General features: G+C 64.9%; 22 protein-coding genes. 5 read left to right on the top strand and 17 right to left on the bottom strand.

The window, feature by feature from the left end; genetic code table 11:
• The first annotated feature begins 6 nt into the window (after nucleotides 1-6).
• Entirely contained in the window at nucleotides 7-1,284 is a 1,278-nt protein-coding gene (locus AO716_RS00670; RefSeq protein ID WP_055239043.1) for an ABC transporter ATP-binding protein, read from the top strand.
• A gap of 84 nt (nucleotides 1,285-1,368) precedes the next feature.
• Nucleotides 1,369-2,352: a hypothetical protein gene (locus tag AO716_RS00665; RefSeq protein ID WP_055239042.1), complete on the top strand. Its 984-nt coding sequence runs from the start codon at nucleotides 1,369-1,371 to the stop codon at nucleotides 2,350-2,352.
• A gap of 77 nt (nucleotides 2,353-2,429) precedes the next feature.
• Here AO716_RS00665 and AO716_RS00660 read toward each other — a convergent pair whose 3' ends face one another.
• The 10 genes from AO716_RS00660 to AO716_RS00615 all read right to left on the bottom strand — a co-directional run bounded on the left by AO716_RS00660 (nucleotide 2,430) and on the right by AO716_RS00615 (nucleotide 12,563).
• Nucleotides 2,430-4,340 carry an NHL domain-containing thioredoxin family protein gene (locus AO716_RS00660; RefSeq protein ID WP_055239041.1) on the bottom strand — a complete coding sequence of 637 codons (1,911 nt, stop codon included), beginning with the start codon at nucleotides 4,338-4,340 and terminating at the stop codon, nucleotides 2,430-2,432.
• Nucleotides 4,337-6,478: a cytochrome c oxidase assembly protein gene (locus tag AO716_RS00655; RefSeq protein ID WP_055239040.1), complete on the bottom strand. Its 2,142-nt coding sequence runs from the start codon at nucleotides 6,476-6,478 to the stop codon at nucleotides 4,337-4,339. The genes AO716_RS00660 and AO716_RS00655 overlap by 4 nt, the downstream gene beginning before the upstream one ends.
• A gap of 139 nt (nucleotides 6,479-6,617) precedes the next feature.
• Nucleotides 6,618-6,902, bottom strand: coding sequence for an HU family DNA-binding protein (locus AO716_RS00650; RefSeq protein ID WP_055239039.1), 285 nt, complete (start codon nucleotides 6,900-6,902; stop codon nucleotides 6,618-6,620).
• A gap of 235 nt (nucleotides 6,903-7,137) precedes the next feature.
• Nucleotides 7,138-7,443, bottom strand: coding sequence for a 30S ribosomal protein S14 (rpsN, locus tag AO716_RS00645; protein WP_055239038.1), 306 nt, complete (start codon nucleotides 7,441-7,443; stop codon nucleotides 7,138-7,140).
• Nucleotides 7,444-7,445: 2 nt separating this feature from the next.
• Nucleotides 7,446-7,613: a 50S ribosomal protein L33 gene (gene rpmG, locus AO716_RS00640; protein ID WP_013602737.1), complete on the bottom strand. Its 168-nt coding sequence runs from the start codon at nucleotides 7,611-7,613 to the stop codon at nucleotides 7,446-7,448.
• Nucleotides 7,613-7,849, bottom strand: a complete 237-nt coding sequence (gene rpmB / locus AO716_RS00635; RefSeq protein WP_055239037.1) for a 50S ribosomal protein L28 — start codon at nucleotides 7,847-7,849, stop codon at nucleotides 7,613-7,615. The genes rpmG and rpmB overlap by 1 nt, the downstream gene beginning before the upstream one ends.
• A 354-nt stretch (nucleotides 7,850-8,203) precedes the next feature.
• On the bottom strand, nucleotides 8,204-9,349 hold the full coding sequence (locus tag AO716_RS00630; protein WP_055239036.1) for a glucose-1-phosphate adenylyltransferase family protein: 1,146 nt from the start codon (nucleotides 9,347-9,349) through the stop codon (nucleotides 8,204-8,206).
• Nucleotides 9,350-9,850: a MarR family winged helix-turn-helix transcriptional regulator gene (locus AO716_RS00625; protein WP_055239035.1), complete on the bottom strand. Its 501-nt coding sequence runs from the start codon at nucleotides 9,848-9,850 to the stop codon at nucleotides 9,350-9,352.
• Nucleotides 9,851-9,957: 107 nt separating this feature from the next.
• On the bottom strand, nucleotides 9,958-11,523 hold the full coding sequence (locus AO716_RS00620) for an MFS transporter (RefSeq protein ID WP_235471970.1): 1,566 nt from the start codon (nucleotides 11,521-11,523) through the stop codon (nucleotides 9,958-9,960).
• 266 nt (nucleotides 11,524-11,789) lie between these two features.
• Nucleotides 11,790-12,563, bottom strand: coding sequence for an SGNH/GDSL hydrolase family protein (locus AO716_RS00615; RefSeq protein ID WP_055239707.1), 774 nt, complete (start codon nucleotides 12,561-12,563; stop codon nucleotides 11,790-11,792).
• 89 nt (nucleotides 12,564-12,652) lie between these two features.
• Between AO716_RS00615 and AO716_RS00610 the strand changes: the two genes are divergently transcribed.
• Nucleotides 12,653-13,645: a diacylglycerol/lipid kinase family protein gene (locus AO716_RS00610; RefSeq protein ID WP_055239033.1), complete on the top strand. Its 993-nt coding sequence runs from the start codon at nucleotides 12,653-12,655 to the stop codon at nucleotides 13,643-13,645.
• Between the two features lie 61 nt (nucleotides 13,646-13,706).
• On the opposite strand, the gene AO716_RS16830 is transcribed toward AO716_RS00610, so the two are convergent.
• From AO716_RS16830 to AO716_RS00580, 6 genes are all read right to left on the bottom strand, one after another.
• Entirely contained in the window at nucleotides 13,707-14,525 is an 819-nt protein-coding gene (locus AO716_RS16830; protein WP_235471969.1) for a M23 family metallopeptidase, read from the bottom strand.
• A gap of 226 nt (nucleotides 14,526-14,751) precedes the next feature.
• On the bottom strand, nucleotides 14,752-15,819 hold the full coding sequence (locus AO716_RS00600; protein ID WP_055239032.1) for a siderophore-interacting protein: 1,068 nt from the start codon (nucleotides 15,817-15,819) through the stop codon (nucleotides 14,752-14,754).
• Nucleotides 15,816-16,709 carry an ABC transporter ATP-binding protein gene (locus tag AO716_RS00595; protein ID WP_055239031.1) on the bottom strand — a complete coding sequence of 298 codons (894 nt, stop codon included), beginning with the start codon at nucleotides 16,707-16,709 and terminating at the stop codon, nucleotides 15,816-15,818. The genes AO716_RS00600 and AO716_RS00595 overlap by 4 nt, the downstream gene beginning before the upstream one ends.
• Before the next feature lie 3 nt (nucleotides 16,710-16,712).
• Nucleotides 16,713-17,723 (bottom strand): FecCD family ABC transporter permease, encoded by a 1,011-nt coding sequence (locus AO716_RS00590; RefSeq protein WP_055239705.1) that lies wholly within the window; start codon nucleotides 17,721-17,723, stop codon nucleotides 16,713-16,715.
• A 41-nt stretch (nucleotides 17,724-17,764) separates the two neighbouring features.
• Nucleotides 17,765-18,823 (bottom strand): FecCD family ABC transporter permease, encoded by a 1,059-nt coding sequence (locus tag AO716_RS00585; RefSeq protein WP_235471968.1) that lies wholly within the window; start codon nucleotides 18,821-18,823, stop codon nucleotides 17,765-17,767.
• Nucleotides 18,824-19,010: 187 nt separating this feature from the next.
• Entirely contained in the window at nucleotides 19,011-20,054 is a 1,044-nt protein-coding gene (locus AO716_RS00580; protein ID WP_055239029.1) for a glutathione S-transferase family protein, read from the bottom strand.
• A 136-nt stretch (nucleotides 20,055-20,190) separates the two neighbouring features.
• Between AO716_RS00580 and AO716_RS00575 the strand changes: the two genes are divergently transcribed.
• Both AO716_RS00575 and AO716_RS00570 read left to right on the top strand, forming a co-directional pair.
• Nucleotides 20,191-21,228, top strand: coding sequence for an NAD-dependent epimerase/dehydratase family protein (locus AO716_RS00575; RefSeq protein WP_055239028.1), 1,038 nt, complete (start codon nucleotides 20,191-20,193; stop codon nucleotides 21,226-21,228).
• Nucleotides 21,229-21,300: 72 nt separating this feature from the next.
• Nucleotides 21,301-22,260 (top strand): DUF368 domain-containing protein, encoded by a 960-nt coding sequence (locus tag AO716_RS00570; RefSeq protein ID WP_055239027.1) that lies wholly within the window; start codon nucleotides 21,301-21,303, stop codon nucleotides 22,258-22,260.
• Here the strand turns inward: AO716_RS00570 and AO716_RS00565 are convergent.
• Nucleotides 22,242-23,309 (bottom strand): YihY/virulence factor BrkB family protein, encoded by a 1,068-nt coding sequence (locus tag AO716_RS00565; RefSeq protein ID WP_055239026.1) that lies wholly within the window; start codon nucleotides 23,307-23,309, stop codon nucleotides 22,242-22,244. The genes AO716_RS00570 and AO716_RS00565 overlap by 19 nt on opposite strands.
• Nucleotides 23,310-23,322: the final 13 nt, after the last annotated feature.

Below are 23,322 nucleotides of genomic sequence, written 5' to 3'. Positions count from 1 at the left end.
ATGAGCATGGCATCTATCACTCTCAACCATCTCGTCAAGAAGTACGGGGACGGCTTCCCCGCCGTCAACGACGTCAGCCTGGACATTGCCGACGGCGAGTTCATCATCCTGGTGGGACCGTCCGGCTGCGGTAAGTCGACCCTGCTTCGTATGATCGTGGGTCTGGAGGACATCACTTCCGGTGACCTGCTGATCAACGGTGAGCGCGTCAATGACAAGGCTCCGCGGGACCGGAACCTTGCGATGGTGTTCCAGAACTATGCCCTCTATCCGCACCTGACCGTATTCGAGAACATCGCCTTCCCGCTGCGGCTCAACAAGGGCAAGTACAACGATGAGGAAGTTAAGCGGCTCGTTAATGACGCAGCTTCCACCCTGGAGCTGACGGAGCACCTGGACCGCAAGCCCGCGAACCTCTCAGGCGGCCAGCGCCAGCGGGTAGCCATGGGCCGCGCGATCGTCCGTCAGGCCGATGCGTTCCTGTTCGATGAGCCGCTCTCCAACCTCGACGCCAAGCTCCGCGGCCAGATGCGGTCGGAAATCTCGCAGATGCAGCGGCGCCTGGGCGTGACCAGCATCTACGTGACCCACGACCAGACCGAGGCCATGACCCTCGGCGACCGCGTTGCAGTCCTGAAAAAGGGCATCCTGCAGCAGGTGGCGTCCCCCCGTGAACTGTATGAGCAGCCCGTCAACCTCTTTGTAGCCGGTTTCATTGGCTCCCCCTCCATGAACTTCCTCCCGGCGACCATCAAGGAAGGAAACATCCTGGAGACCGCCGTCGGTGATATCCAGGTCCCCGAAGACAAGGCTGCCAAGGCACAGGGCAAGAAAGTCGTGCTAGTGGGCATCCGGCCGGAGTTCTTTGAGGATGCCTCGCTGGTGGAAGGTGACAAGCTGGCGAAGGGATCCACTTTCAAGGCCGCCATCACCCACACCGAATGGCTCGGCAACGAACAGTACGGTTACATCCACTTCGACCCCACGCCCGAGGTCCGGGAACTGCTGGACAACCTGGCGCGGGACATGGACGCGGATGAACTCCGCCCGCAGATCGTGGTGACCCTCGACGCCGCCAGCCGGGTACGCGGCGGCCGTGAGGCAGAGCTGTGGCTGGACACCCGCAAGATCCATATCTTCGATCCGGAGACGGGCGAGAACCTGACCCGCGATCCGGAGGCCGGCGCGGAACTGACTGAAGAAGCTAATGAGCGGCGTGCCGAAGAAATCGCCATGGCCCGCGACGAACAAAAGGAAGCCGCGGCCACCGCAGCGGACGCCTAAGGGGCATCGGTCCGGCTGACCCGGGGACGGCACGCAGCCGCCTCCGGGTAAGCTGCGCCCGCCCGCGGCAGGTAACGTAAGAGCGTGCAGGCATCATCACCGGTAATCAGGGCAGTCACCATATGGCTCACTGTCCTCATGCTGACCATCGCGTCCGCCGTCGTCGCTATCTGGCTCGTAAACGCAAAGGTTTACGGGCCGGCCAACCAGGTGGAGGACTATTTCCAGGCGCTTCAGGAGGGCAACGGCGGCCAGGCCCTCGGGATCCTGAACGCCAAGGTTCCAGACGCCAACGCCGCCCTCCTGGACGGAGAGGCGCTGAAAGCCTCCATGGACGGGCTTGAAGTGCTGTCCATGGATGAAGCAGAAGCATCCGTTAAGGGACGCACCGACGTTGTGGTCAAGTACCGGCTGGATGGATCCGAACACCAGTCGACCTTCGAACTTGAGCGGACCGGTACCCGCTGGATCTTCTTCGATGAGTGGAAGATCCGTCCGCAGGAACTCCCGACCTTCCAGGTCAACGCCGCCAACCAGAACGAGGCTGTGCTGAACGGCAGCCAGGTCCTGCTGCCCGAGGGCAGCAACACGTTCACAGCGTTCTACCCCGCCCGGGTGGCGGCCTCCTACTCGAGCGGGTACTTCGAGGCTCCTGAACAGGCGGCAGTCCTGTCCTCTCCCGGAGATTCACTGGACCTGACGCTGCGGAGCCAGCCCACCGATGAGCTGGTGGAAGCGGTTGACACCCGGGTCCGCGAGTTCCTGGACAGCTGTGCCGGGGAACAGAACCGGCTGGCGCCTCCGGGCTGCCCCTTCTACCACCTGACGGACAACCGGGTTGAGCCTCCCATCACGTGGGAGATTGTCGATTACCCGAGTGTTGAGATCTCCCCCGCAGAGGGTCACTGGGTGCTCGCCCCGCTGCAGGGCACGGCCCGGGTCAAAGCCACCCAGACCGATCTGTTCTCCGGGGTGCAGAGCCCTCTGGTGGAAGACAAGGACTTCACCTTCGGTGCCCGGCTTTCAGTGACTGACGGCGGCATCTCCCTTACCGCGGTTATCGAGTAACACGAGATAGCAGAAACTGCCCGTATCCGGCCGGATACGGGCAGTTTCTGCTATCTCGTTGGGTGGGGGTGCGGGAGTTAGTCCAGTCCGCGCAGATCCAGGGTCAGTTCAGTCTCGCCGCCTGCCTGCACGACCACGGGGATGCCCCAGTCCTGCTGGTACAGATGGCATGCAGCATGGTCCGGGATCTCTCCCCCCGGTTCGCCGTCACATGCTGCGGCACGGGCGGTGATGTGCAGAACGCCTTCAGTGACGGCGTCGGAAAGCACCAGTTCACGGACCAGCCCGACGGCGGTGCCGCCTCCGGAGACCAGCAGCTCCTCGGGTGAGGAGGAGATCTTCAGCTGCGTCGGGTCTCCCCAGCGGTCGTCCAGCTTCTGTCCCTTGGGCGCTGCGAAACGGACCGTCAGCCCCAGCGGGCCGGCCGCAATGGCCGTCTTGGGGCGCTGTGTCTGACGCGCTCCCTCATCCACTGACTGTGCTTCCTTGGGGATGGGAAGCCGCACCAGCTGGTGCTTGTTGGCCTCCACAACGATCAGGAGCGGCTCAGCGGCGGTTGTGTCGATGAGGACCCCCGATGGTTCCGCAAGGCCGCGGGAGAGCGTCGAGACGCTTTGCGCGGCAGGATCGTAGCGCCGCACGGCACCGTTGTAGGTGTCGGCAATGGCTACTGAGCCGTCCGGCAGCACAGCGACGCCCAGCGGATGCTGCAGCCGTGCTTCGGCGGAGGCGCCGTCGCGGTAGCCGAAGTCGAAGAGTCCTGCGCCTACTGCAGTTTCGACCGTGACTGCCGTTTCCGCACCCGACGTGTCGAAGGTAAGTTTCCGGAGCGCTGACGTTTCCGAATCCGCTACCCAGATGCTGCCCTCGGCGTCCTGTGCCAGGCCTGAGGACTGGGCGAACCATGCGGCGTCACCGTCGCCGTCGAGCAGTCCCTCCAGGCCTGTGCCGGCCAGGATGGAAAGAGCGCCGGTGGCGGGATCGAACGCGAAGATCTGGTGCGTTCCGGCCATGGCGATAACGGCCTGGTTCAGGGCGGTGGACCAGAGGACGTCCCAGGGGGAGGAGAGCGACGTGCCCAGCGGGTCGGTTCCGAGATCGGTCGATACGGGGGCGGACTGGTTCTCCGCGTCGAGCAGCCGCTGCACTCCGTTGCCGGCCACCGTGGTGACTGCGCCCGTGGCGAGGTTCACGCCGCGCAGGCGGTGGTTCACGGTATCTGCCACCAGGACGTCGTAGTCAAGGGTCTCAGCGACAGCGGCCGGCAGCACGGCGAGCCCCTGCGGTTCGTTGAACCGCGCAGTTCCGGCGTCGCCGTCGCGCCAGCCCTTGGTGCCTTCGCCAATGGTGCGGCGGACGGTGGTGAGGTCCGCTTCCAGCTCCACCAGACGGTGGTGCCCGGTATCGGCAACCAGGAAGGTCCCCTCCGGAAGGGCAACGGCCTTGCCCGGGAAGCGCAGATCGCCGGACGTCGCCTCGGCCGGGACGTAGGGACCGTCCCCGCGGTGCAGGGTGCCCTTCGCTTCGTGCTCGGCAACAAGCTCGGCGACGAGGGACTCCAGCCCGGCTGCGTGGCCCTCACCGGAGAGGTGGGCAACGATGTAGCCTTCGGGGTCGATGACCACCAGGGTGGGCCAGGCGCGGGCGGTGTAAGCCTGCCACGTTGCCAGTTCCGGATCGTCCAGGACCGGGTGGTGGATTTCGTAGCGTTCGACGGCGGCCGCCAGGGCAACCGGGTCGGCTTCGTGCTCGAACTTGGGCGAATGAACGCCCACCGTCACCAGGACGTCTGAGTACTTGGCTTCCAGGGGCCGCAGCTCATCCAGCACATGCAGGCAATTGATGCAGCAGAAGGTCCAGAAGTCCAGCAGCACAATCTTGCCGCGGAGGTCTTCGAGTCCCAGCTGCCTGCCACCGGTGTTGAGCCAGTTGCGTCCCTCCAGTTCGGAGGCCCGGACGCGGTATCCGGCGCGCACCGTTTCAGTCATCTGCGTTCTCCTTGGTCTGTCCTAGCATCACGTTCGGCCAGCTGGGCGAACATATTGTTGTAAGCCGTAAGTTCAGCATCGTTATTCCGTTCGGCCGCACGGTCTTTGCGTTTTGTTTCACGTGCATCCGTGCGCGACCACTGAAGTGCGACGCCGATTGCCACCAGGACAGTGGGAATTTCGCCGATTCCCCACATGATGGCTCCGCCGAGCTGCTGGTCCTCCAGTGCGCTGACACCCCAGTCCCGGCCCATGTTGCCGAAGTACGACGCCTGGATGAGCGAGGTCTGGCCCATGACCGCGACGCCGAAGAACGCGTGGAACGCCATGGTTGCCAGCAGGATCACCAGGCGCAGCGGGTACGGGGCCCGGCTGGGCAGCGGGTCGATCCCGATCATGGTCAGGATGAAGATGTAGCCGGTGAGCAGGAAGTGCAGGATCATCAGCTCGTGGCCCACGTGCTCGCGCAGCGCGAACCCGAACAGCTCCGAGTAATAGAAAATCACGATCGAGCCGGCAAAGTTCGCGGCGGCAAAGATCGGATTGGTGATGATCTTGGAGTACCGCGAGTGCACCGCGATCAGGATCCATTCGCGCAGTCCGCGGCTGCCGTCCCCGCGCGGAGTGAGAGCCTTGAGGGCCAGCGTCACGGGCGCGCCGAGGACCAGGAACAGCGGGACCACCATGGTCAGCGCCATATGTCCGAGCATGTGCGTGCTGAACAGCACCATGCCGTACACCGCCGGCGCGCCGGAGGTGACGTAGGTGAGGGCGATCAGGCCCACGAACCAGCAGACGGTCCGGACGAAGGACCATTTGTCCCCCCGGCGGCGCAGCTTGCGTACGCCCAGCAGGTACGCGACGCCGATGGTCACCACAATGGCGACCCAGAGCCAGTCGAAGCGCCACTCGGTGAGGTAACGTTCCGCGGTCAGCTCGGGCGGCAGGTCGTAGCCGGTGAGGATGCGTGCGGGCGACGCGTTCGGGGGCAGTTCCTCCGGACGCGGCGGAGCGGTGCGGGCCAGCGCCGCAGCCACGCCGGAGATTGCCCCCATGATCAGCAGTTCGACGCCGATCAGCTGCCACAGCACACGGCGTGCGCTCATACCGCCGGAAGCGGGCGTCGTCGCACCCTTGCCGGAAGCGGCCACCGGAAGCTGGGGGATGATCCAGCGGCGGTGCAGCAGGCCTAGGATGCCCAGCACCAGGGTTGCCGCGACCTTGAAGAGCACCAGCGCCCCCCAGCGGGAATCCAGCTGTTCCAGGGACGTGATGCGCAGGGACGCGTTCACCAGGCCGGAGAGGGAAACCAGCACGAAACCGAAGCCGGCCAGGGCCGAGAAGCGGCGCAGGACCGTGCCGGTGATGTCCCCGAGCTGCTTGGCAATAACGGCGAGGACAATGATCCCGCCAATCCAGACGCAGACGCCGATCAGGTGCAGGCCAATGGAGTTCACCGCGGCGCTGTGGTCATCGCCGCCGGCCGCGTGGCCCACCAGCGCCATTGGCAGCAGGCCACCCATGGCAAGGATCAGGGTCAGCGCCAGGCCGGTCAGCGAGCGGACACCAAATGTCAGGGTGGTCACCACGGCAGCGATGATGCTCACTGCCAGCCAGGCCCGGCCGTTGGCGAAGTCCGTCAGGAAGGACGCGAGCCCGTCGGTGTAGGAGGGGTCAGGGCTAAGGGGCAGTCCGGACACGTCGGAGTAGGTAAAAAGCATGACGGCGATGGCGGACAGCGTCCACAGTGCCGCGGCGCCGGAGGCCAGGTACATGGCCTGGGTGAAGGCCGGATGCTCGGGGCGGGTTTCCCGCTCGCCCCTGCCGCGTTTAGGTCCCGCGTGCTTGGGCAGGATGAAGACGGCAAACACCAGGGCGCCGATGACTGCTGCCACGGCGCCGTTCTGGACGGCCTTTGCGATGGGCAGGCCCCAGCGTGTCAGCGCGCCCGGATCCGCCAGCTGAGCGGCGGCTGCTGAGCCTGTAAACAGCAGCGCCACTCCGAGCGCCAGCAGCATAACGGCGGCGCCTGCGGCGAGCCAGCCGTTGCGGGCGGGATGACCGGGTTCGGACGCTCCGCCGGCTGGACGGCCAGGGAGCGTGTTCTGGGTCTTGGCAGAGTTCGGCACGCTATCCATTCTCTACCCCTTGTAAAAATTGGGCCAATCACTGCCGCAGATTGATCCATTCGGCTGCGGGTGGCGTACCGGATGCGCGGCAGCAACACAAAGGGCCGGTACCATTCCGGCACCGGCCCTTCGAGTGAAAAGCGAAATACTACTTCTTGGCGACAGCAGCCTTCAGCTTGGAACCTGCGGTCAGCTTGACGCTGTGGCCGGCCGGAATCTGAATGGTTTCGCCGGTCTGCGGGTTACGGCCCTGGCGAGCTGCGCGGTCGGTGCGCTCAACAGCAAGCCAGCCCGGGATGGTGATCTTCTCGCCGTTGGCAACGGAAGTGGCGAAGATGTCGAAGACAGCATCGAGCACGCCGTTGACGGCGGTCTGGCTGTTGCCGGACTTCTCTGCGACTGCGGCAACAAGTTCACTGCGGTTCATAGCCAATTTATGTCCTCCTGGACTCTGGTGTTTAGCGCGAGCGGTTCACGGATGCGTAACCGCCTCTGTTCGAAAACTTACCAGCTTAGGAGCCCAAGTCGCGCAGAAAACCGCGGGTTTTCGCGGTTTTTTCGGGTTTTTGGACGAATCAGGGCAGTTTTTGGTCTGCGGAACTGCCTAGGACGCAAAAAGGGCGGCAACCATAACGGTTGCCGCCCTTTTCAGGCGTGGAAAGCGATGCTTACCAGCTGGACTTCTTGATGCCGGGCAGTTCGCCGGCGTGAGCCATATCGCGGAAACGCACGCGGGAGATACCGAACTTCTGGAGGGTACCGCGGGGGCGGCCGTCGATCTGGTCGCGGTTGCGCAGGCGAACCGGCGAAGCGTTGCGGGGAAGCTTCTGCAGGCCGAGGCGTGCTGCTTCGCGTGCTTCGTCAGTCGCGTTCGGGTCGACCAGGGTCTTCTTCAGTTCGAGGCGCTTGGCAGCGTAGCGCTCAACAACAACCTTGCGCTGCTCGTTGCGGGCAATCTTGGACTTCTTTGCCATTCTTAGCGCTCCTCACGGAATTCGACGTGCTGGCGGATCTTGGGGTCGTACTTCTTCAGAACCATGCGGTCCGGGTCGTTACGACGGTTCTTGCGGGTCACGTAGGTGTACCCGGTGCCGGCGGTCGACTTCAGCTTGATGATCGGACGAACGTCCTTATCCTTAGCCACTAGAGCTTCACACCCTTCGCGAGGAGTTCGGTGACGACTGCGTCAATGCCGCGGACGTCGATCGTCTTGATGCCGCGGGCCGAAACCTGCAGCGTCACGTTGCGGCGCAGGGACGGAACCCAGTAGCGCTTCTTCTGAATATTCGGGTCGAACCGACGCTTGTTGCGGCGGTGCGAGTGCGAAATGCTGTGACCAAAGCCGGGAACAGCTCCGGTTACCTGGCAGTAAGCTGCCATGATCTCTCCTCCAGTTGTAGTAAATATGACGGTCCTCAAAAAACAAGCACCAGGCGATGCCGCCATGGCACCTGCAATAAAGAGCGTCCCGCCACCAGTTTTGACACCGTTATTACTGCGACTTTCCGGAGGTTGACCTGGCGGGGTGAGATCCAGCCGAAGTGCCTCGCCGCGGGGAAGACGGTGAAGTTCGGGCAGCCATAGCAGTAATCCACTGTGACAGCCTTCAATTCTAGGTTTATACGGGCGGCCACGCAAATGCTCTGGTCCGTACCCTTGCGGGACCAAACCAGATCATGGGCGCGACTTAACGCCTTCCTATCCTAAACGGTTACGTCGCCTGAGCCAAACCGGCTAATCAGCGGAAGGCTTCTCCAGCGCTCCGGCGGAAGTCACGACGGCGATCCCGGTTTCCGGGTCCTCTTTCACACCATCCAGGTCAGTTGCACCGCCCACCACGGCTCCGGAATCCACCACCATGTTCCGCAGCCGGGCGCCCGTGATGACGCGCACGCCGTCGAGCAGGACACAGCCGTGGACCTCGGCACCGGGCTCGATGTGGCAGTCCGGTCCCACGACGCTGCGGGTGACTTCACCGTCCACCCGGCAGCCCGGAGCCAGCAGGCTTGTTTCCACCCGGGCAGATGCACCCACGAAGGCGGGCAGCCGCCGCGGAGTCGCGGAGAGGATCGGCCATGCCGGGTCATCGAAGACCATCCCGTGGCCGTCCAGGAGGTCCATGTGGGCCTGATGGTAGCTGTCCGGAGTACCCATGTCCCGCCAGTAGCCGTCCAGCCGGTGCTCGACGACTTTCTCCCGTTCCACAAGATAGGGCAGCAGCTGGTCTCCGTAGTCCTCCAGCTTGCCGTCGCGTTCCATGAGTTCCTCGAGGCTGCGCAGCAGCACCTCGGCGTCGTAGAGGAAAATTTCCGCGGCGATCAGGTCTGTCCTGGGATTCTCCGGCTTGTACTCGAACCCGGTGACGGTCCCGCCGTCCACTTCCAGGACACCGTGCTCGGACGGGTCGTGGACGATCCGGTGGCTCACCACGGTCAGCGCTGCTCCGGCAGCCGAATGCGTGGCAATCACGTCGCGGTAATCCAGGCGGTAAAGGTGGTCGGCGCTGAGGACCAGAATCAAATCGGGGTCGTATTCGCGGATGTAGTCCACCTGGCGGTACAGGGCATCTGCGTTGCCCTCGGCGAACCCTTCACCATCAGAGCCCTGGAACGGCGGCAGGACGCGCAGTCCCCCATTGGTCCGGTCCAGATCCCAGGGACGTCCGCTGACCAGATGGTCGTTCAGTGACTTCGGTTCGTACTGCTCGACGATCCAGACGTCGCTAAGTCCGGAATTATGCAGGTTGGAGAGGGGAATATCGATCAGCCGGTAGGAACCGCCCACCGGCATTGCCGGCTTGGCGCGGGTATCCGTGAGGCTCCCGAGCCGTCCGCCGGAACCTCCGGCAAGAATGATGGTCAGTATCCGGGGCTGGCGCATTCAGGATCCTTCGGTTGGGGCACCCGGGCGGTCCGAGGCCGGATCGAGCAGTGTCAGGATTTTCGTGCCGACGCGGGTCAGGTCTTCGACATCTTTGTCATCCAGCGCGTCGAAGACAGCCGCGCGGACGGCTTCCACATGTCCGGGAGCAAGTTCGACGAGCGCATCCATGCCTTCTTTGGTGAGTGCCGCCGTCGTCACCCTGGCATCCGCAGGGGACGGAAAACGGCGCATCCAGCCGCGCTGTTCCAGCTTCTTCACTACATGGGAGAGGCGGGAAAGGGACGCGTTGGACCGTGAAGCCAGCTCGCTCATGGCCAGCTGCTGCCCTTCCGCTTCGGAAGTCATTGCCAGGACGTGGTAATCGAAAAGCGTGATCCGCGCCCGGCGGAAGAGATCGGCATCGAGCGTCCCCGGAAGGCGGGTGGCCACGGCATAGATGGAAAGCCAGGCGCTGCGCTCCTGCGGGCTCAGCCAGCGGGTGGGCTGCGGTTCGGTCATGCGGGTAATTCTCTCACGTAACTTGACGCTTCAAGCTGGTCCTCTGGAAGACAGCCGCGGCCGCCGGCGTTGCGCGCACCGGCCGCGGCCGCCTCCCGGAGGAGCGGCTAGCGGACCGGTTCCCGGTCGCCCTGGTCTGCGGGAGGTGCAGAGACTCCAGCGGCATCGAACGGCAGGGAGTCGACGTCGAGCAGCGGGTTCTCATCCTGGGTTTCCACCAGCTCGCGGGCTTCGGCCTCCGTGGCGACGCTGGGCATTGAACCCGGCATGGGCCGTTTGGCCGATTCCTTCATGATGCCGATCGCGACCGCACCGACCGCTGAGGTGGCCATCAGGTAGTAGGCGGGCATCATGTCATTGTCGGTGATGGTGATGAGGCCCTGCATGATCAGCGGAGCCGTGCCGCCAAAGATGGCCACGGCGAAGTTGTACGCGATGCCCATTGCTCCGTAGCGGCTTGCCGTCGGGAAGAGCGCAGGCAGCGCGGAGGCCAGGTTGGCTACGTAGAACGTCACCGGGACAGCCAGCAGTGCCAGGCCGAGGAGAGTGGACCAGATGGGCCCCAGCCCGATCAGCACAAATGACGGGACCGCCAGGACAATCGTTGAGCCTGCACCCATCCAGAGCACCGGGCGGCGGCCGATGCGGTCTGACAGCCGGCCGGTAAGCGGGATGCACAGCGCCATCGCCACGAGCACGGGAATGGTCAGCAGCGTTCCGTGTACCGGGTCATATCCCTTTGAATCGGTCAGGTAGGAAGGCATATAGGAGGTCAGCGCGTATCCCACGGTGTTCGCTGCTGCCACCAGCACCATGGCCAGCACAATCGGCCGCCAGTAGGTGCGGAAAATGCCGAACGTTCCCTGTGCCACGGCATCTTTGTCAGCTGCCTTGCCGGCAGCTGAGGCGGCCTGTTCCTGCTGCGCATCCAGGGTCGCCTGGAATGCCGGGGATTCTTCGATCTTAAGGCGGAAGTAGATCGCAACGGCACCAAGCGGTCCGGCGATCAGGAACGGGATGCGCCAGCCCCAGTCGAGCATCGTTTCTTCGCTCAGTGTCAGCTGGAGAGTGGATACCGTCAGCGCACCCAGGGCGAAGCCCATGTAGCTGCCGAGGTCCAGGATGCTGGCCAGGAAGCCGCGCCGCTTATCCGGGGCGTATTCGGAGACGAAGGTTGTGGCGCCGGCATATTCGCCGCCGGTGCTGAAGCCCTGGAGCAGTTTCATGAGAATCAGCAGCACGGGCGCAGCCATGCCGATCTGGGCGTAGCCGGGGAGGAGCCCGATCGCGAACGTGGACGCTGCCATCAGGATCAGCGTGGTGGCCAGCGTCTTCTGGCGGCCGATCCTGTCGCCGATGCGGCCGAAGATCACGCCGCCCAGCGGGCGGGCAACGAAGGTTGCCGCGAACACGCCCAGGCTGAACAGCAGCTGGGAGGCGGGGTCGGCGTCGGACAGGAAGACGGCGCCCATGGTGACGGCGAGGTAGCCGTAGACACCAATGTCGAACCACTCCATGGTGTTGCCGACGACGGTGCCGCCGACGGCTTTTTTCATCATCGCGTGGTCAACGACGTTGACGTCTTCCACCTCAAGGCGGCGCCGGCGGAGCGGACTCCGCTTCGGCTTGCGTGCCGCTGCACCCGGGAGTGAACCGGGCGGAGCGGAGCTCATATCAGGTGCTTCTTGCTGCATTTGGGCCTTCTTCTCTAGAGGTCATCTGCGTAAGGGCAATGTGCATCCCTGTCCCGGACAGGTCCGGGCAGACCAACAAGTGTAAAAAAGAAGGCCGTATTAGCCGAATCGTAAGCGTACTTATGCTTGAAGATTCCCACTGCAGGCACCTGTCTTGGCCACTATCCGCAAGGAGAAGCAGCAATTTATGTGAAGTGGATCACATTATGGGTTTTGGATGCCCTGCACTGCACTCCTGCAGGCTCTTATCCCTGCGGAGTGAGCTGCACCAGGGAGGGGAAACGGGCACTGAGGTTGTCTCCTGAGGAGACCCCTCGAAGCCTCCTGCCCACCCAGGGACCCAGGTACTCCCGCGCCCACCGTGCGTCGTGCCTGAGCCGCTGGATCCGGTCACGGGCGGGAAGGGTATCCAACTCGGGGACGTCCAGGGCATCGGTGGCCCGAAGGACTTCCAGGACCTTCTTCGCAGTGAGGATATGGCCGGCCGGGGACATGTGGAGCCGGTCCACGTCCCAGAACCTTTCATCCTGAAGGACTTTCAGCCGCCAGTAGTCCACCAGGATCGCCCCGTGCGCATCCGCGGCTTCCCGCACCAGTTCGTTGTACAGCGCCGTGCGGCCCCGGGTCCGGCCGAAGATCGGTGACTGTCCGGAATCGAATCCGGTGAAGACCAGCACCGCCGCTCCGGAAGCGCGCAGGCGGCCGATCGCGGAGTCGTAGGACTGCACAATCGCGTCGATGTCCACCTTCGGCCGCAGGATGTCATTGCCGCCGGCGTAGATGCTGACGAGGGTAGGTTCCAGGGCCAGCGCAGGCTCGATCTGTTCGTCGATGACCTGGCGGAGTTTTTTGCCGCGGATGGCCAGATTGGCATATCCCCATGAATCGTCTGCCAGGGCCAGCTGTTCGGCGACCCGGTCTGCCCACCCCCGGACACCGTTGGGCCGGGACGGGTCCCAGTCCCCCACGCCTTCAGTAAAGGAGTCTCCAAGGGCCACGTATCGCTGCGAGAAAGTCACCACCACAGCCTACAAGCCGATCTTCCGCCAGCCGGGCAACGGGCAGTCTAGACTCGGAGCCGGAACACTCCCGTCAATCGAAGGGCACCATGTCCAGCCAGTCCCAGACGCAGAACGCTCCCGCGCCGGATCCGCACAGCTCCGGACGGCGCGCCGCCGTCGTCATTAACCCCACCAAGAAGACCGACGTGGATATCCGCGCCCTTGTGGAGGACATCTGCCGCAGCGAAGGCTGGGCAGAACCGCTGTGGCTTGAGACCGAGGCGGACGACCCGGGCCACGGGATGGCGAGGGAAGCCCTAAAGCAGGGCGCCGACGTCGTAATTGCTGCCGGCGGCGACGGAACCGTCCGCTGTGTGGCCGCTGAACTTACGGGCACGGACACGCCGCTGGGCCTGCTCCCCCTTGGCACCGGCAACCTGCTGGCCCGGAATCTGGACGTGCCGGTGGACGATCCCGAAGGGGCCGTCCGCACTGCCCTGACCGGAACCGAACGGCGCATCGACGTGGTCCACGTGAAGGTGGACGAAGCCGTGGACAGTGAGATCTTCCTGGTTATGGCCGGCCTGGGATACGACGCCGTGATGATGGGGGACACGAACACTTCCCTCAAAGACCGCGTGGGATGGCTGGCCTACGTGGACGCCGGCATCCGGAACCTGCCCGGCAAGCCGGTGAAGACCATGATTTCGATCGACGGCGGGAAGCCGTTCTCCCGGCGGCTGCGCAGCGTGATGGGCGGGAACTGCGGCAAGATCATGGGCGGCCTGGAGGTCTTTCCCGGCGCGAAGATCGACGACGGACTGCTGGACATCATGACAATGGCCCCTAAGGGCAGCCTGGGCTGGCTGTCAGTGGCTGCCGGCCTTCTGCGCCGCGGCAAGGGACGGGGAACAGCCGTCGAGTACTTCCAGTGCAAGAGCGCTGATATCTGGGCAGACACTCCCCAGGACTTCGAAATGGACGGGGACCATCTGGGCAGCGCCACCCGGCTTTCCCTCCGTGTTGATCCGAGTGCCCTGAGGATCCGGATGCCGCACGGGAAGAAGGACCCGGCAATCCTCACCAACCCGGAGCCCTAGTCCCGGTGACCGTTTCTTAAAGCAATCAGCCCCGGTCTTGTCCGGGGCTGATTCAGTTGGCCTAGAGCCAGGACATCGGATCGATGTACTCGCCGTTGATGAGCACTTCGAAATGCAGGTGGGGGCCGGTTGAGTTACCGGTGCTGCCTACGGCACCAATAACCTGGCCTTCTTCAACCTGCTGGCCGGGTTCGACCCAAATGTCATTCAGGTGATTGTAGGTGGTGAGGACGCCGTCCCCGTGGTCGACGACGATCCGCAGGCCGCCTCCGCCGGTGGTGTGCCAGCCGGCTTCGGTTACCGTGCCCGTCCGCGCGCTCCGGACGTCGGTGCCCAGGGCGCCGCGGAAATCGGTGCCGGTGTGCCATTCCTGGCCGTAGCCGGTGATCGGGTTGAGCCGCCAGCCAAACGGCGAGGTGATCACCAGGCCGTCCACCGGTACCGATGGTTTTGCCGGGGCTTCTTCCGTGACGGGTGCTGTTGAGCCCGTGCCTCCCTCCGCAGGTGCTTCCTGTGCAGGTGCTTCCTGCGCGGGTTCGGGCTCCTCGAAGGGCCGGGTGACCAGCTGGCGGTCCGCAACCGTCTCCGGTGCGGCCACGGTAGCGGCTTCAGCCACCCCGAATACCATCCCCGTCAGCAGCAGGGAGGCACCCGCTCCGAGAGCCGCAGTCTTGCGGGCAGGCGTGCTGCAGCCCTTGGCGCGCTGCAGGATTTCCCGGACCTGCCGGGAAAGGGCCTCCCGGGAGAGAACCGGCCCCTGGCCGTTGCCGGGCAGCCCGGCGTGCCTTCCCCCTGGGCGGTACCGGGACGCTGTCTGGGAAACGTACCGGCGGAGCGCGTCAGTGAGGTTCCTGGCAGTCTCGTTTACATGTGTTGTCATGCATACTCCACTGTGGCTAGACATCAGTTCTGTCGGTACTGCTTGTGCCTGAGGAGGACGCGTTGAATTACGCAGATTCGAGTGACTTGTTCCAGTTTAGGCAAGCAGATATTGACAGTGGAGGTTTTGTGTGGGATTCAACAGACCGCGGTGGCACGGTCTACAGCACCCGTGTCCGGGCTGGTTCACAGCCTAAGGGGAGGAAGACTCAGTGTGGGAGCAGCAGCTACGCGGTCTCGGCCCGGCCGTGGCGCCAGTAACCCATAAACGCGACCTGCTTCCGGTCAATTCCCGCCTCACGGACGAGGTAGCGGCGAAGGCCCCGGACCACGGCTGCTTCGCCGGCAATCCAGGCGTAGAACGGCAGGGCTCCGGCCGGGGTGTTGGGGCTGGGAGAGTTCTCCACGACTTCCGGCGCCAGCCGTGCCGGGGTCTCCCACAGGATGACTGAATCGATGTCCACGTCCTCCAGCTCCTGCCGGCGGGCGGGAACCGGCGCAGCTTCGATCCTCCCCACACTGGCGTAACCGGGCACGGCCACGGCGCTTCGTACTGCACTTTCAAGCGCTTCACCATGAGGGCGGCCGTTCCGCGGCAGCCAGGTGACGGCAACCTTGGACGGGGTGGAAAGGGGCTGGATGTCCGAGGCATCCGGGATCTCCAGCAGAGCGTGTCCGGTGAAGTCCGCCGGCAGATTCTCCAGAATGGAGGCGATGGCGGGCACGGCTGTCTCGTCCCCCGCGAGCAGGACGTGCTGGGCGAGTCCGGGCCGCCATTCAATGCCGCCGTAGGATTCCGCGGTGACGCAGTGCACCACGTTGGGGCCGATAACCGTGACACGGTCTCCGGGCTTGGCTTCGGCAGCCCAGGTGGAGGCTGGACCACCCACGCCGTCGGCGTCGAAGTGGAGCACGAAGTCGACGTCAATTTCCGGCTGCGGGAGTGAACAACGGGCGGCACGCACCGTGTAGGTGCGCATTGAGCCGCGTTCCTGCACGTCCATGGCGAGCCAGTTCCGGTACCAGCCGGCATCCTCGCAGTCGATCACGGGCAAGGGCGTCCGGGTGCCGTCGGCTGCCTGCGGCGGAATAACCACCTTGATGCGCAGGTCATCTGTGCTTCCCTGCACCCCGAAGTCGCGCAGGCACTCGCCGCCAAAGGTAATGCGCTGGAAGTTCGCGCTCAACCGCTGCACTGCACGGACTTCGACGTCGAAGGCCAGAACCGCGGCGTTGGCGCCCTGGCGCCGGGGAGCCGCAGCTGCAGCCTTGGTGGTGGTGCGGGTGCCGGTCATGAAGCTGCCTCCATAGGATTGCGGGTCTCAAGGCGGGAATCGTGCGGGTTGGGCAGGTAGCCCACGGCTGGGGGCTGCTTTGCGGGTGCAGCCGGCGGGCGGGTGTGATGCCGGCCCACCGGCACCACCATGGGCGTGCCCGAAACGGGATCGGGGATGACAGCGGCTTCCAGGCCGAACACGTCCTGGACCAGCTCTTCGGTGACAATCTCCTCAGGGGTGCCCTGCGCTGCGATCCGGCCTGCCTTCATGGCAATGAGATGGTCCCCGTAGCGGGCAGCGAGGTTAAGGTCATGCAGCACAATCACCACGGTGGTGCCTGCCCGCTTGTTGAGGTCCGTGATGAGGTCGAGGACCTCAACCTGGTGCGTGACGTCAAGGAAAGTAGTGGGCTCATCCAGCAACAGGATGTCTGTCTGCTGAGCCAGTGCCATGGCAATCCAGACCCGCTGGCGCTGCCCGCCGGAGAGCTCATCAATATCCCGTCCGGCCAGTTCAAGTGTGCCGGTGGCTTCAAGTGCAGCGGCTACGGCGGCTTCGTCTTCTGCGTTCCACTGACGGAACCAGCCCTGGTGCGGGTAGCGTCCGCGCCCCACCAGGTCCGCCACCGTAATGCCGTCAGGAGCGTTCGGGGTCTGCGGCAGCAGGCCCAGGATGCGTGCGACTTCGCGGCTCGGCATGGCGTTGATGTCCCGCCCGTTTAGCTCCACCGCTCCGGAGGCAGGCTTCAGCAGCCTGGCGAGGCCGCGCAGCAGCGTGGACTTGCCGCAGGCGTTTGCCCCGACGATCACGGTAATCTTGCCGGCCGGCAGTTCCAGGCTGAGCCCGTCGACTACCGTCCGGTCTGCGTAGGAGAGCACCAGGTCCCGCGCTTGAAGCTTGTTCTGCATGCTTTAGCCTCCTTGGCCAACACGGTTGGAGCTGACGAGCAGCCACAGCAGGAAGGGCGCTCCCAGAGCGCCGGTAACCACGCCAACGGGCAGTGCGCCCGGGAGCAGGTTGCTTGCCGTGAAATCGGCGGCCAGCAGGATCACGGCACCGGTCAGTCCCGCTGCTGCCAGGGACGCACGGCCTCCGATCAGCCGCCGGGAGATTGGTCCCGCGAGGAACGCCACGAAAGCCACGGGCCCGGCTGCCGCGGTCGCAACGGCTGCGAGGGCCACGCCGGTGAACAGCAGTCCCGCACGGGTACCTTCGACCGGCAGGCCGAGCCCGGCAGCGAAATCGTCACCGAGTTCAAGGACCCGCAGGCGCCGTCCCAGCAGGACCGCGGCGGGAAGGAGCACCGCGAGGGCAACGGCCACAATGCCGGCGCGTTCCCAGGACGCAGAGTTCAGGGAGCCGGTCAGCCACACCAGCGATTCAGCCGCAGTGCGGACGTCTGTGCGGGTCAGCAGGAAGTTGACCAGGGCCTGGAGCACCGCGGCAAAGCCGATTCCGATGAGCACCAGCCGGGCTCCCGCCGCTCCGCCGCGTCGGCTGAGCAGATGAAGACAAACCGCAATCAGGCTGGCCCCGATCAGGGCGGCCAGGGAGACGGAAGCACCCGCAGCGCCGAAGACCACCATGGCGGTAACCGCTGCAGCGCTGGCGCCGTAGCTGATCCCGATGATGTCCGGACTGGCCAGGGGGTTGCGGAGCATTGTCTGGAAGAGATGGCCGGAAACGCCGAAGGCGGCTCCGATAAGGACTGCGGTCACGGCGCGCGGCAGCTTGCTCTCCATCACGATGAAGGATGCTCCCGGGATCTTCTCGCCGGCCAGGATCCGCACAAAGTCCGGGATCGTCACGGTATAGCTGCCCAGCAGCACGCCGGCGAAGAACAGGACGACGACGGCGGCGGCCAGGGCGGCCAGCACTCGCCGGCGGCGGCGGCCGGTGCGGCGGCGGACGTCATGGACCATGGCTGCAGCGGAGCTGTTCCCGCGCAGCAGGGGTGCGGCGCTCACAGCTCGGCCAGCTTCCGCCGGCGGATGATCGCAATGAAGACGGGTGCGCCAATAACGGCGGTCATGATGCCCACAGGCACCTCGCCCGGTGGCAGGATAAGCCGGCCAACGACGTCGGAAACCAGCAGCAGGACCGGCGCCAGCACGGCTGAAATAACCAGGATCCACCGGTAGTCGGGGCCGGCCAGTCCGCGCACGAGGTGCGGGATGACGAGGCCCAGGAAGGCGATGGGACCGGCTGCGGCAGTGGCAGCGCCGCAGAGCAGCACTACCCCGACCGCCATGATGCCGCGTGAAAGCGCCACGTTCTGCCCAAGGCCGCGGGCGGCGTCGTCACCCAGGCTCAGGTTGTTCAGCGCCCGCCCGGACGCCAGCAGAATTACCGCGCCGACGGCGAGGAAAGGGATCAGCGGGACCAGCACGTCCCAGCCGCGGCCGGAGACGGTGCCGACCTGCCAGAAGCGGAATGTGTTCAGTGTCTGCTGGCTGGAGACAAGCACGGCAGAGAGCAGGCTGGTAAGCCCGGCAGTAAGCGCCGCTCCGGCCAGTGCCAGCTTCACAGGCGTAGCCCCTTCCCGCCCCAGGGAAGCAACGGCATAAACCAGGAGGGCTGCCAGTGCCGTACCGGCCAGCGCGAACCACACGTAGCCGGTGAAGGAGGTGACGCCAAAGACGTAGATGGCCGTCACGACCGCGAACGCGGCGCCGGCGTTGAGCCCCATGATGCCCGGATCGGCCAGCGGGTTGCGGGTCATACCCTGCAGTGCAGTTCCGGCCAGGCCGAGCGCTGCTCCGATGAGGAGGGCTGCGACCGTGCGGGGAAGCCGGCTCAGCACTACCGCGTGGTCGCCGTTGGCAGGATCAGCGCTGGTGAGGGCCTGCCACACGGTTTCAAGGGACAGGGGGCGTGCGCCCAGCGCAACGGATGCAAAGGCTGCGGCCAGGAGTACGGCCAGGGATAGACCGAGCAGGAGCGTGGGCTGAATCCGCCGGCGGTTCCCTGCAGACAGCTGCGGGCCGGAAACAGGGGTGCTGACCATGGCTGTTGAGGACACGGCGGCACCTCCTGAAGCCAGCGGTATATGACTTAAGTAAGGCTAACCTACAGCCGGTCAGATTAAGAAACAGTTCTGTGCCGTATTACTCCCGCCGGGAGGCCAGTTACGGCCCTTATGAAGGCTCAGAGGAGCCGTAACTGACCTCTCGCGTGGGAGTACGTGCGGCAGGGGTGCAAAAAGGCGGCTACTCGGCGCCGTGCCCCGGGGTAACTTCCTCGCCTGGGCGGACCGGGCCGGGAGCGGTTCCGTTTCCGAACGGACGTCCGCCGAGCGCTTCCCTGCCGTGATCGGTCAGCCAGACTGAGTTGTCCGGTCCCTTCGGGACAATTCCCGTGGGGTTAATGTCTTCATGGACGATGTAGTAGTGCTGCTTGATCTGCACGAAGTCCACGGTGTCGCCAAAGCCTGGGGTCTGGAACAGGTCCCGGGCGTAGCCCCAAAGGTTAGGCATTTCGGTGAGCTTGTTCCGGTTGCATTTGAAATGGCCGTGGTAGACGGAATCGAACCGGACCAGGGTGGTGAACAGCCGGACGTCGGACTCGGTGATGGTGTCACCGATGAGGTAGCGCTGCTTCGAAAGCCGGTCTTCCAGCCAGTCCATGGCCGTCCAGAGCCGGTCATAAGCAGCGTCGTAGGCTTCCTGGGAACCGGCGAAACCGCAGCGGTAAACACCGTTGTTAATCTCGGTGAAGACGCGCTTGTTCACTTCGCGCATTTCATCCAGGTGTTCGGCCGGCCAGAGATCCGGTGCGCCCTCGCGGTGGAAGTCCACCCACTCGGTGCAGAAGTCCTCGGTGATCTGCGGGAAATTATTGGTCACCACGGCACCGGTGGGAATGTCCACTACCGCGGGGACCGTGATTCCACGGCTGTATCCGGGAGTCCGCCGGAAGAATGCTTCCTGCAGGCGTTCGATCCCGAGCACTGGATCCTTTCCGTCCGGATCGAGGTCGAAAGTCCAGCTGCGGGAGTCATGCGTGGGGCCGGGCGTGCCCAGGGAAATGGCGTCTTCGAGTCCCAGCAGGCGGCGCACAATGATGGTGCGGTTGGCCCAGGGGCAGGCCCGCGCAGCGATCAGGCGGTAGCGTCCAGCTTCCACCGGGTAGCCGTCCCGCCCGTCGCGGGTGATGCGGGTTTCGATGTAGTTCGTGTCGCGGGTGTATTCCTGCCCGCCGGACACATAGGACCCCTTGGTGCTGTAGTCCCCGCCGGATGCTGTCTCCGCCATGCTCGCTCCATCCCTCAGCCGCGTACCTGCTCTGCCCTCCACCCTATCGCCCTGCCCGCGGAGCAGGTTGCGCTGTAGAGTCGGGGACCAACAGCACTGCCGAACCGCGGGTTCTCAGAACGAAGGGACTTTCTTGATGCGCGTAGCCGTCCTCGGAGCCACCGGAAACGTCGGGACCGCCGTCCTGCGGCGACTGCAGGCCGCACGGACTGAGCGCCCCGGCGGACTGGAGATAGTCGGCGTCGCACGCCGGGTCCCGGCGCAGGCGACCGGCCCCTATGAAGGGGTGCAGTGGCACAGCATCGATGTGGCAGCCCGGTCCGGGACCGAGGATCTCACTGACGTGCTGCGCGGAGTGGATGCCGTGATCCACCTGGTGTGGGCCATCCAGCCGAACCGTGACGAAGCCGAACTTCACCGGATCAACGTCCGCGGCACGCAGAACATGCTGGCTGCGGCTGCTGAGGCCGGCGTCCGGCAGGTTGTGTGCGCCTCCTCGGTGGGTGCCTACTCCCCCGCCCCGAAGGACAGGCTGACGGACGAAAACTGGCCGGCCCGAGGCATCGCCACTTCCCACTACAGCCGGCACAAGGGCGAGCAGGAAGAGCTCCTCGACGATTTTGAGCGCCGCTACCCCGAAATCCGCGTGGCGCGCCTGCGCCCCGGACTGATCTTCCAGTCCGACGCCGGCAGCGAAATTGGGCGCTATTTCCTCGGTCCGCTCGTTCCCCGCTCCATCCTGAACAAGCTCAGCCTGCCGCTGATCCCGCTGCCGGCAGAATTCTCCTTCCAGGTGGTCCATGCGGACGACATTGCCGACGCGTACTGGCGTGTGGTGGACCAGCGGGCTGAGGGTGCCTTCAACATAGCGGCGGATCCGGTTGTGACACCTGAACTGCTCGCGGGCCTGCTCGGAGCACGCCGGATCCTGAACATTCCGGTCAAGGCAGTGCGCGCAGTCGTGGGCCTGACTTGGGCAGCGGGGCTTCAGGCTACCGACCCGGGGTGGATCGACATGGCTGCGGGGGCGCCGCTGATGGATACCACCAGGGCTCGCGAAGTGCTCGGCTGGGAGCCGAAACGGTCTTCGCTGCGGGCTTTCCAGGACGTCCTGGACGGGCTCAGCGAACAGGCAGGCGTCCCCGCCTCTCCCCTGCTGGGACCCGGCCGGTAGCAGCACGGGCGGCCCGTCCGGGCGGCTGGCACCGCTGCATGCTGTCCGGGCGCATCTAGTAGCGTGGCCTCAATGGCCTCATCTTCCCTGCCCCCTGTGCCCCCGGCGCCCGCGCCAAAGCCGACGATTTTTTCAGGCATTCTCCACGCATGCCGTGGAGGCCTCATCGGCCTGGTGGAGCTGGTCCCCGGCGTGTCCGGCGGTACCGTAGCGCTTGTCCTCGGTGTCTTTGACCGGCTGATCGCGTCAGCGAACCACTTCATCAGCGGCGCCGTGCACCTGCTTTTCCGACGGGACCGGGCCGGCGCCGCCCGCAAACTGGCCCCGGTCGAGTGGAACCTGATACTTCCGCTGGTCCTCGGCATGTTCCTCGCACTGGTGGTTCTGTCCAGGCCACTGCATGCCTTTGTCGAGAACTACGAGGTCATTGCCAGTGCGCTGTTCTTCGGTATGGTGTCCGCGAGTCTGGTCGTCCCCATCAGCATGGCTCGGGCAGCAGGACCGACGACGCCGGCGGGCAGGTTTACCGGGCCGTTCCTGGTGCTGCTGACTGCCGCAGCGGCATTTATGCTGCTTGGAATTCCGGCGCTGCAGATTGAAGAACCGTCGTGGTGGATCCTGATCCTCAGCGGCGCCATAGCCGTGTGCGCACTTGCCCTGCCAGGTCTCTCCGGGTCGTTTCTCCTGCTGACCTTCGGCATGTATGAACCAACTCTCGCGGCAGTCAGCAACCGGGACCTTGGCTACCTGGCCCTCTTCGCCACCGGCGCGGTCCTGGGACTGGCCTCGTTTGTCCGGTTGCTGGGATACCTGCTCCGTGTCCGGCGGCGTGCTGTGCTGCTGGTAGCCACCGGACTTATCCTGGGTTCCCTTCGCGCACTGTGGCCCTGGCAGGAAAACAGTGCCCTGCTCGCTCCCGGCGATGCCTGGATGGGCCCGCTGGCCGCATGCCTGTCCGGTGCCGGAGTGGTCCTGATCCTCTGGTTCGGCCAAACACGCGCTGCGGCTGCCGCTTACAAGTCGTCGTCGTAATCCTTGCCCGCGTGCTGCTGGCGCAGCTCGCGGCCCTGCTGGACGTCCTTCTCTTCCTGTTCCGCCCGTTTGTCGCTCTGCCGGGTATCCCTCGGGGGCAGCTGGATCGAGTGCTCGGCCTGGATCCCAGCCTGCAGTTCCCGGCCGCGTTCCACCTCAGCATCAAACTCGGCACCGAAGAGCAGTGAAATGTTGGCCAGCCAGATCCACAGCAGCAGCACGATCACGCCGCCGATGGCTCCGTAGGTGGCGTTGTAGCTGCCGAAGTTGCCGACGTAGAACGCGAAGCCCAGTGTCGCAATGGCCAGGACAACCAGAGCGAGGAACGCCCCCATGCTCATCCAGCGGAACTTGGGCTGCTTCACGTTGGGGGTGGCGTAGTAAAGCAGTGCAATCAGAATGACTGCGAAAATCACCATGACCGGCCACTTGGCGATGTTCCAGACCAGCAGGGCCTGGCTGCCCAGCCCAATAAAGTTGCCAATCGATTCGGCGATCGGGCCGCTGACCACCAGCATGATCAGCAGGCTGGCCGCCAGCAGGATCATGATCAGGGTGACCAGCAGCTGCAGCGGGCGCAGCTTCCAGATGGGCCGGCCCTCTTCGACTTCGTAGATCCGGTTCATGGCCCGGCCGAAGGCTCCCACGTAACCGGAAGCGGACCACAGGGCACCGGCAAGACCAACAAACAGGGCAAGGCCTGCACCGCGGGAAGACGTGAGCTGCTCGATTGGGCCTTTCAGCACCTCCACCGCAGCAGCCGGAGCGAAGCCCTCCAGGTATTCGATCATCGCGTTCGTAGTGCTTTCAGCCTGGCCCACCAGGCCCAGGATGGAGACCATCGCCAGCAGCCCCGGGAACAGTGAAAGCACGGTGTAATACGTCAGCGCAGCGGCCAGGTCGGTGCACTGGTCCTTGGAGAACTCCCGCGCTGTCTTGCGGAAGATGTACATCCAGCTGGGCTTGGTGACTTCGCCCGGACTGTCCGGCTTGGACGCCGTTCCGAGCGACGCTTCGCCCGCCTGGTCAGATTTGTCCTGCTGAGCCATGGGCCCTCCTGGC

This window comes from Arthrobacter sp. Edens01 (assembly GCF_001307035.1).
Lineage (GTDB): Bacteria > Actinomycetota > Actinomycetes > Actinomycetales > Micrococcaceae > Arthrobacter_B.
This window is presented reverse-complemented; position numbering and strand designations above follow the sequence as displayed.

Bases quoted from the DNA above. Each gene is read 5' to 3' on its own strand.
- rpsN (WP_055239038.1), bottom strand. From the start codon at position 7,443: ATGGCAAAGAAGTCCAAGATTGCCCGCAACGAGCAGCGCAAGGTTGTT.
- AO716_RS00580 (WP_055239029.1), bottom strand. From the start codon at position 20,054: ATGGCGGAGACAGCATCCGGCGGGGACTACAGCACCAAGGGGTCCTAT.
- AO716_RS00570 (WP_055239027.1), top strand. From the start codon at position 21,301: ATGGCCTCATCTTCCCTGCCCCCTGTGCCCCCGGCGCCCGCGCCAAAG.
- AO716_RS00620 (WP_235471970.1), bottom strand. From the start codon at position 11,523: ATGAGCTCCGCTCCGCCCGGTTCACTCCCGGGTGCAGCGGCACGCAAG.
- AO716_RS00655 (WP_055239040.1), bottom strand. From the start codon at position 6,478: ATGGATAGCGTGCCGAACTCTGCCAAGACCCAGAACACGCTCCCTGGC.
- AO716_RS00565 (WP_055239026.1), bottom strand. From the start codon at position 23,309: ATGGCTCAGCAGGACAAATCTGACCAGGCGGGCGAAGCGTCGCTCGGA.
- AO716_RS00625 (WP_055239035.1), bottom strand. From the start codon at position 9,850: ATGACCGAACCGCAGCCCACCCGCTGGCTGAGCCCGCAGGAGCGCAGC.
- AO716_RS00660 (WP_055239041.1), bottom strand. From the start codon at position 4,340: ATGACTGAAACGGTGCGCGCCGGATACCGCGTCCGGGCCTCCGAACTG.
- AO716_RS00600 (WP_055239032.1), bottom strand. From the start codon at position 15,819: ATGACCGGCACCCGCACCACCACCAAGGCTGCAGCTGCGGCTCCCCGG.
- AO716_RS00590 (WP_055239705.1), bottom strand. From the start codon at position 17,723: ATGGTCCATGACGTCCGCCGCCGCACCGGCCGCCGCCGCCGGCGAGTG.
- AO716_RS16830 (WP_235471969.1), bottom strand. From the start codon at position 14,525: ATGACAACACATGTAAACGAGACTGCCAGGAACCTCACTGACGCGCTC.
- AO716_RS00575 (WP_055239028.1), top strand. From the start codon at position 20,191: ATGCGCGTAGCCGTCCTCGGAGCCACCGGAAACGTCGGGACCGCCGTC.
- AO716_RS00630 (WP_055239036.1), bottom strand. From the start codon at position 9,349: ATGCGCCAGCCCCGGATACTGACCATCATTCTTGCCGGAGGTTCCGGC.
- AO716_RS00610 (WP_055239033.1), top strand. From the start codon at position 12,653: ATGTCCAGCCAGTCCCAGACGCAGAACGCTCCCGCGCCGGATCCGCAC.
- AO716_RS00670 (WP_055239043.1), top strand. From the start codon at position 7: ATGGCATCTATCACTCTCAACCATCTCGTCAAGAAGTACGGGGACGGC.
- rpmB (WP_055239037.1), bottom strand. From the start codon at position 7,849: ATGGCAGCTTACTGCCAGGTAACCGGAGCTGTTCCCGGCTTTGGTCAC.
- AO716_RS00595 (WP_055239031.1), bottom strand. From the start codon at position 16,709: ATGCAGAACAAGCTTCAAGCGCGGGACCTGGTGCTCTCCTACGCAGAC.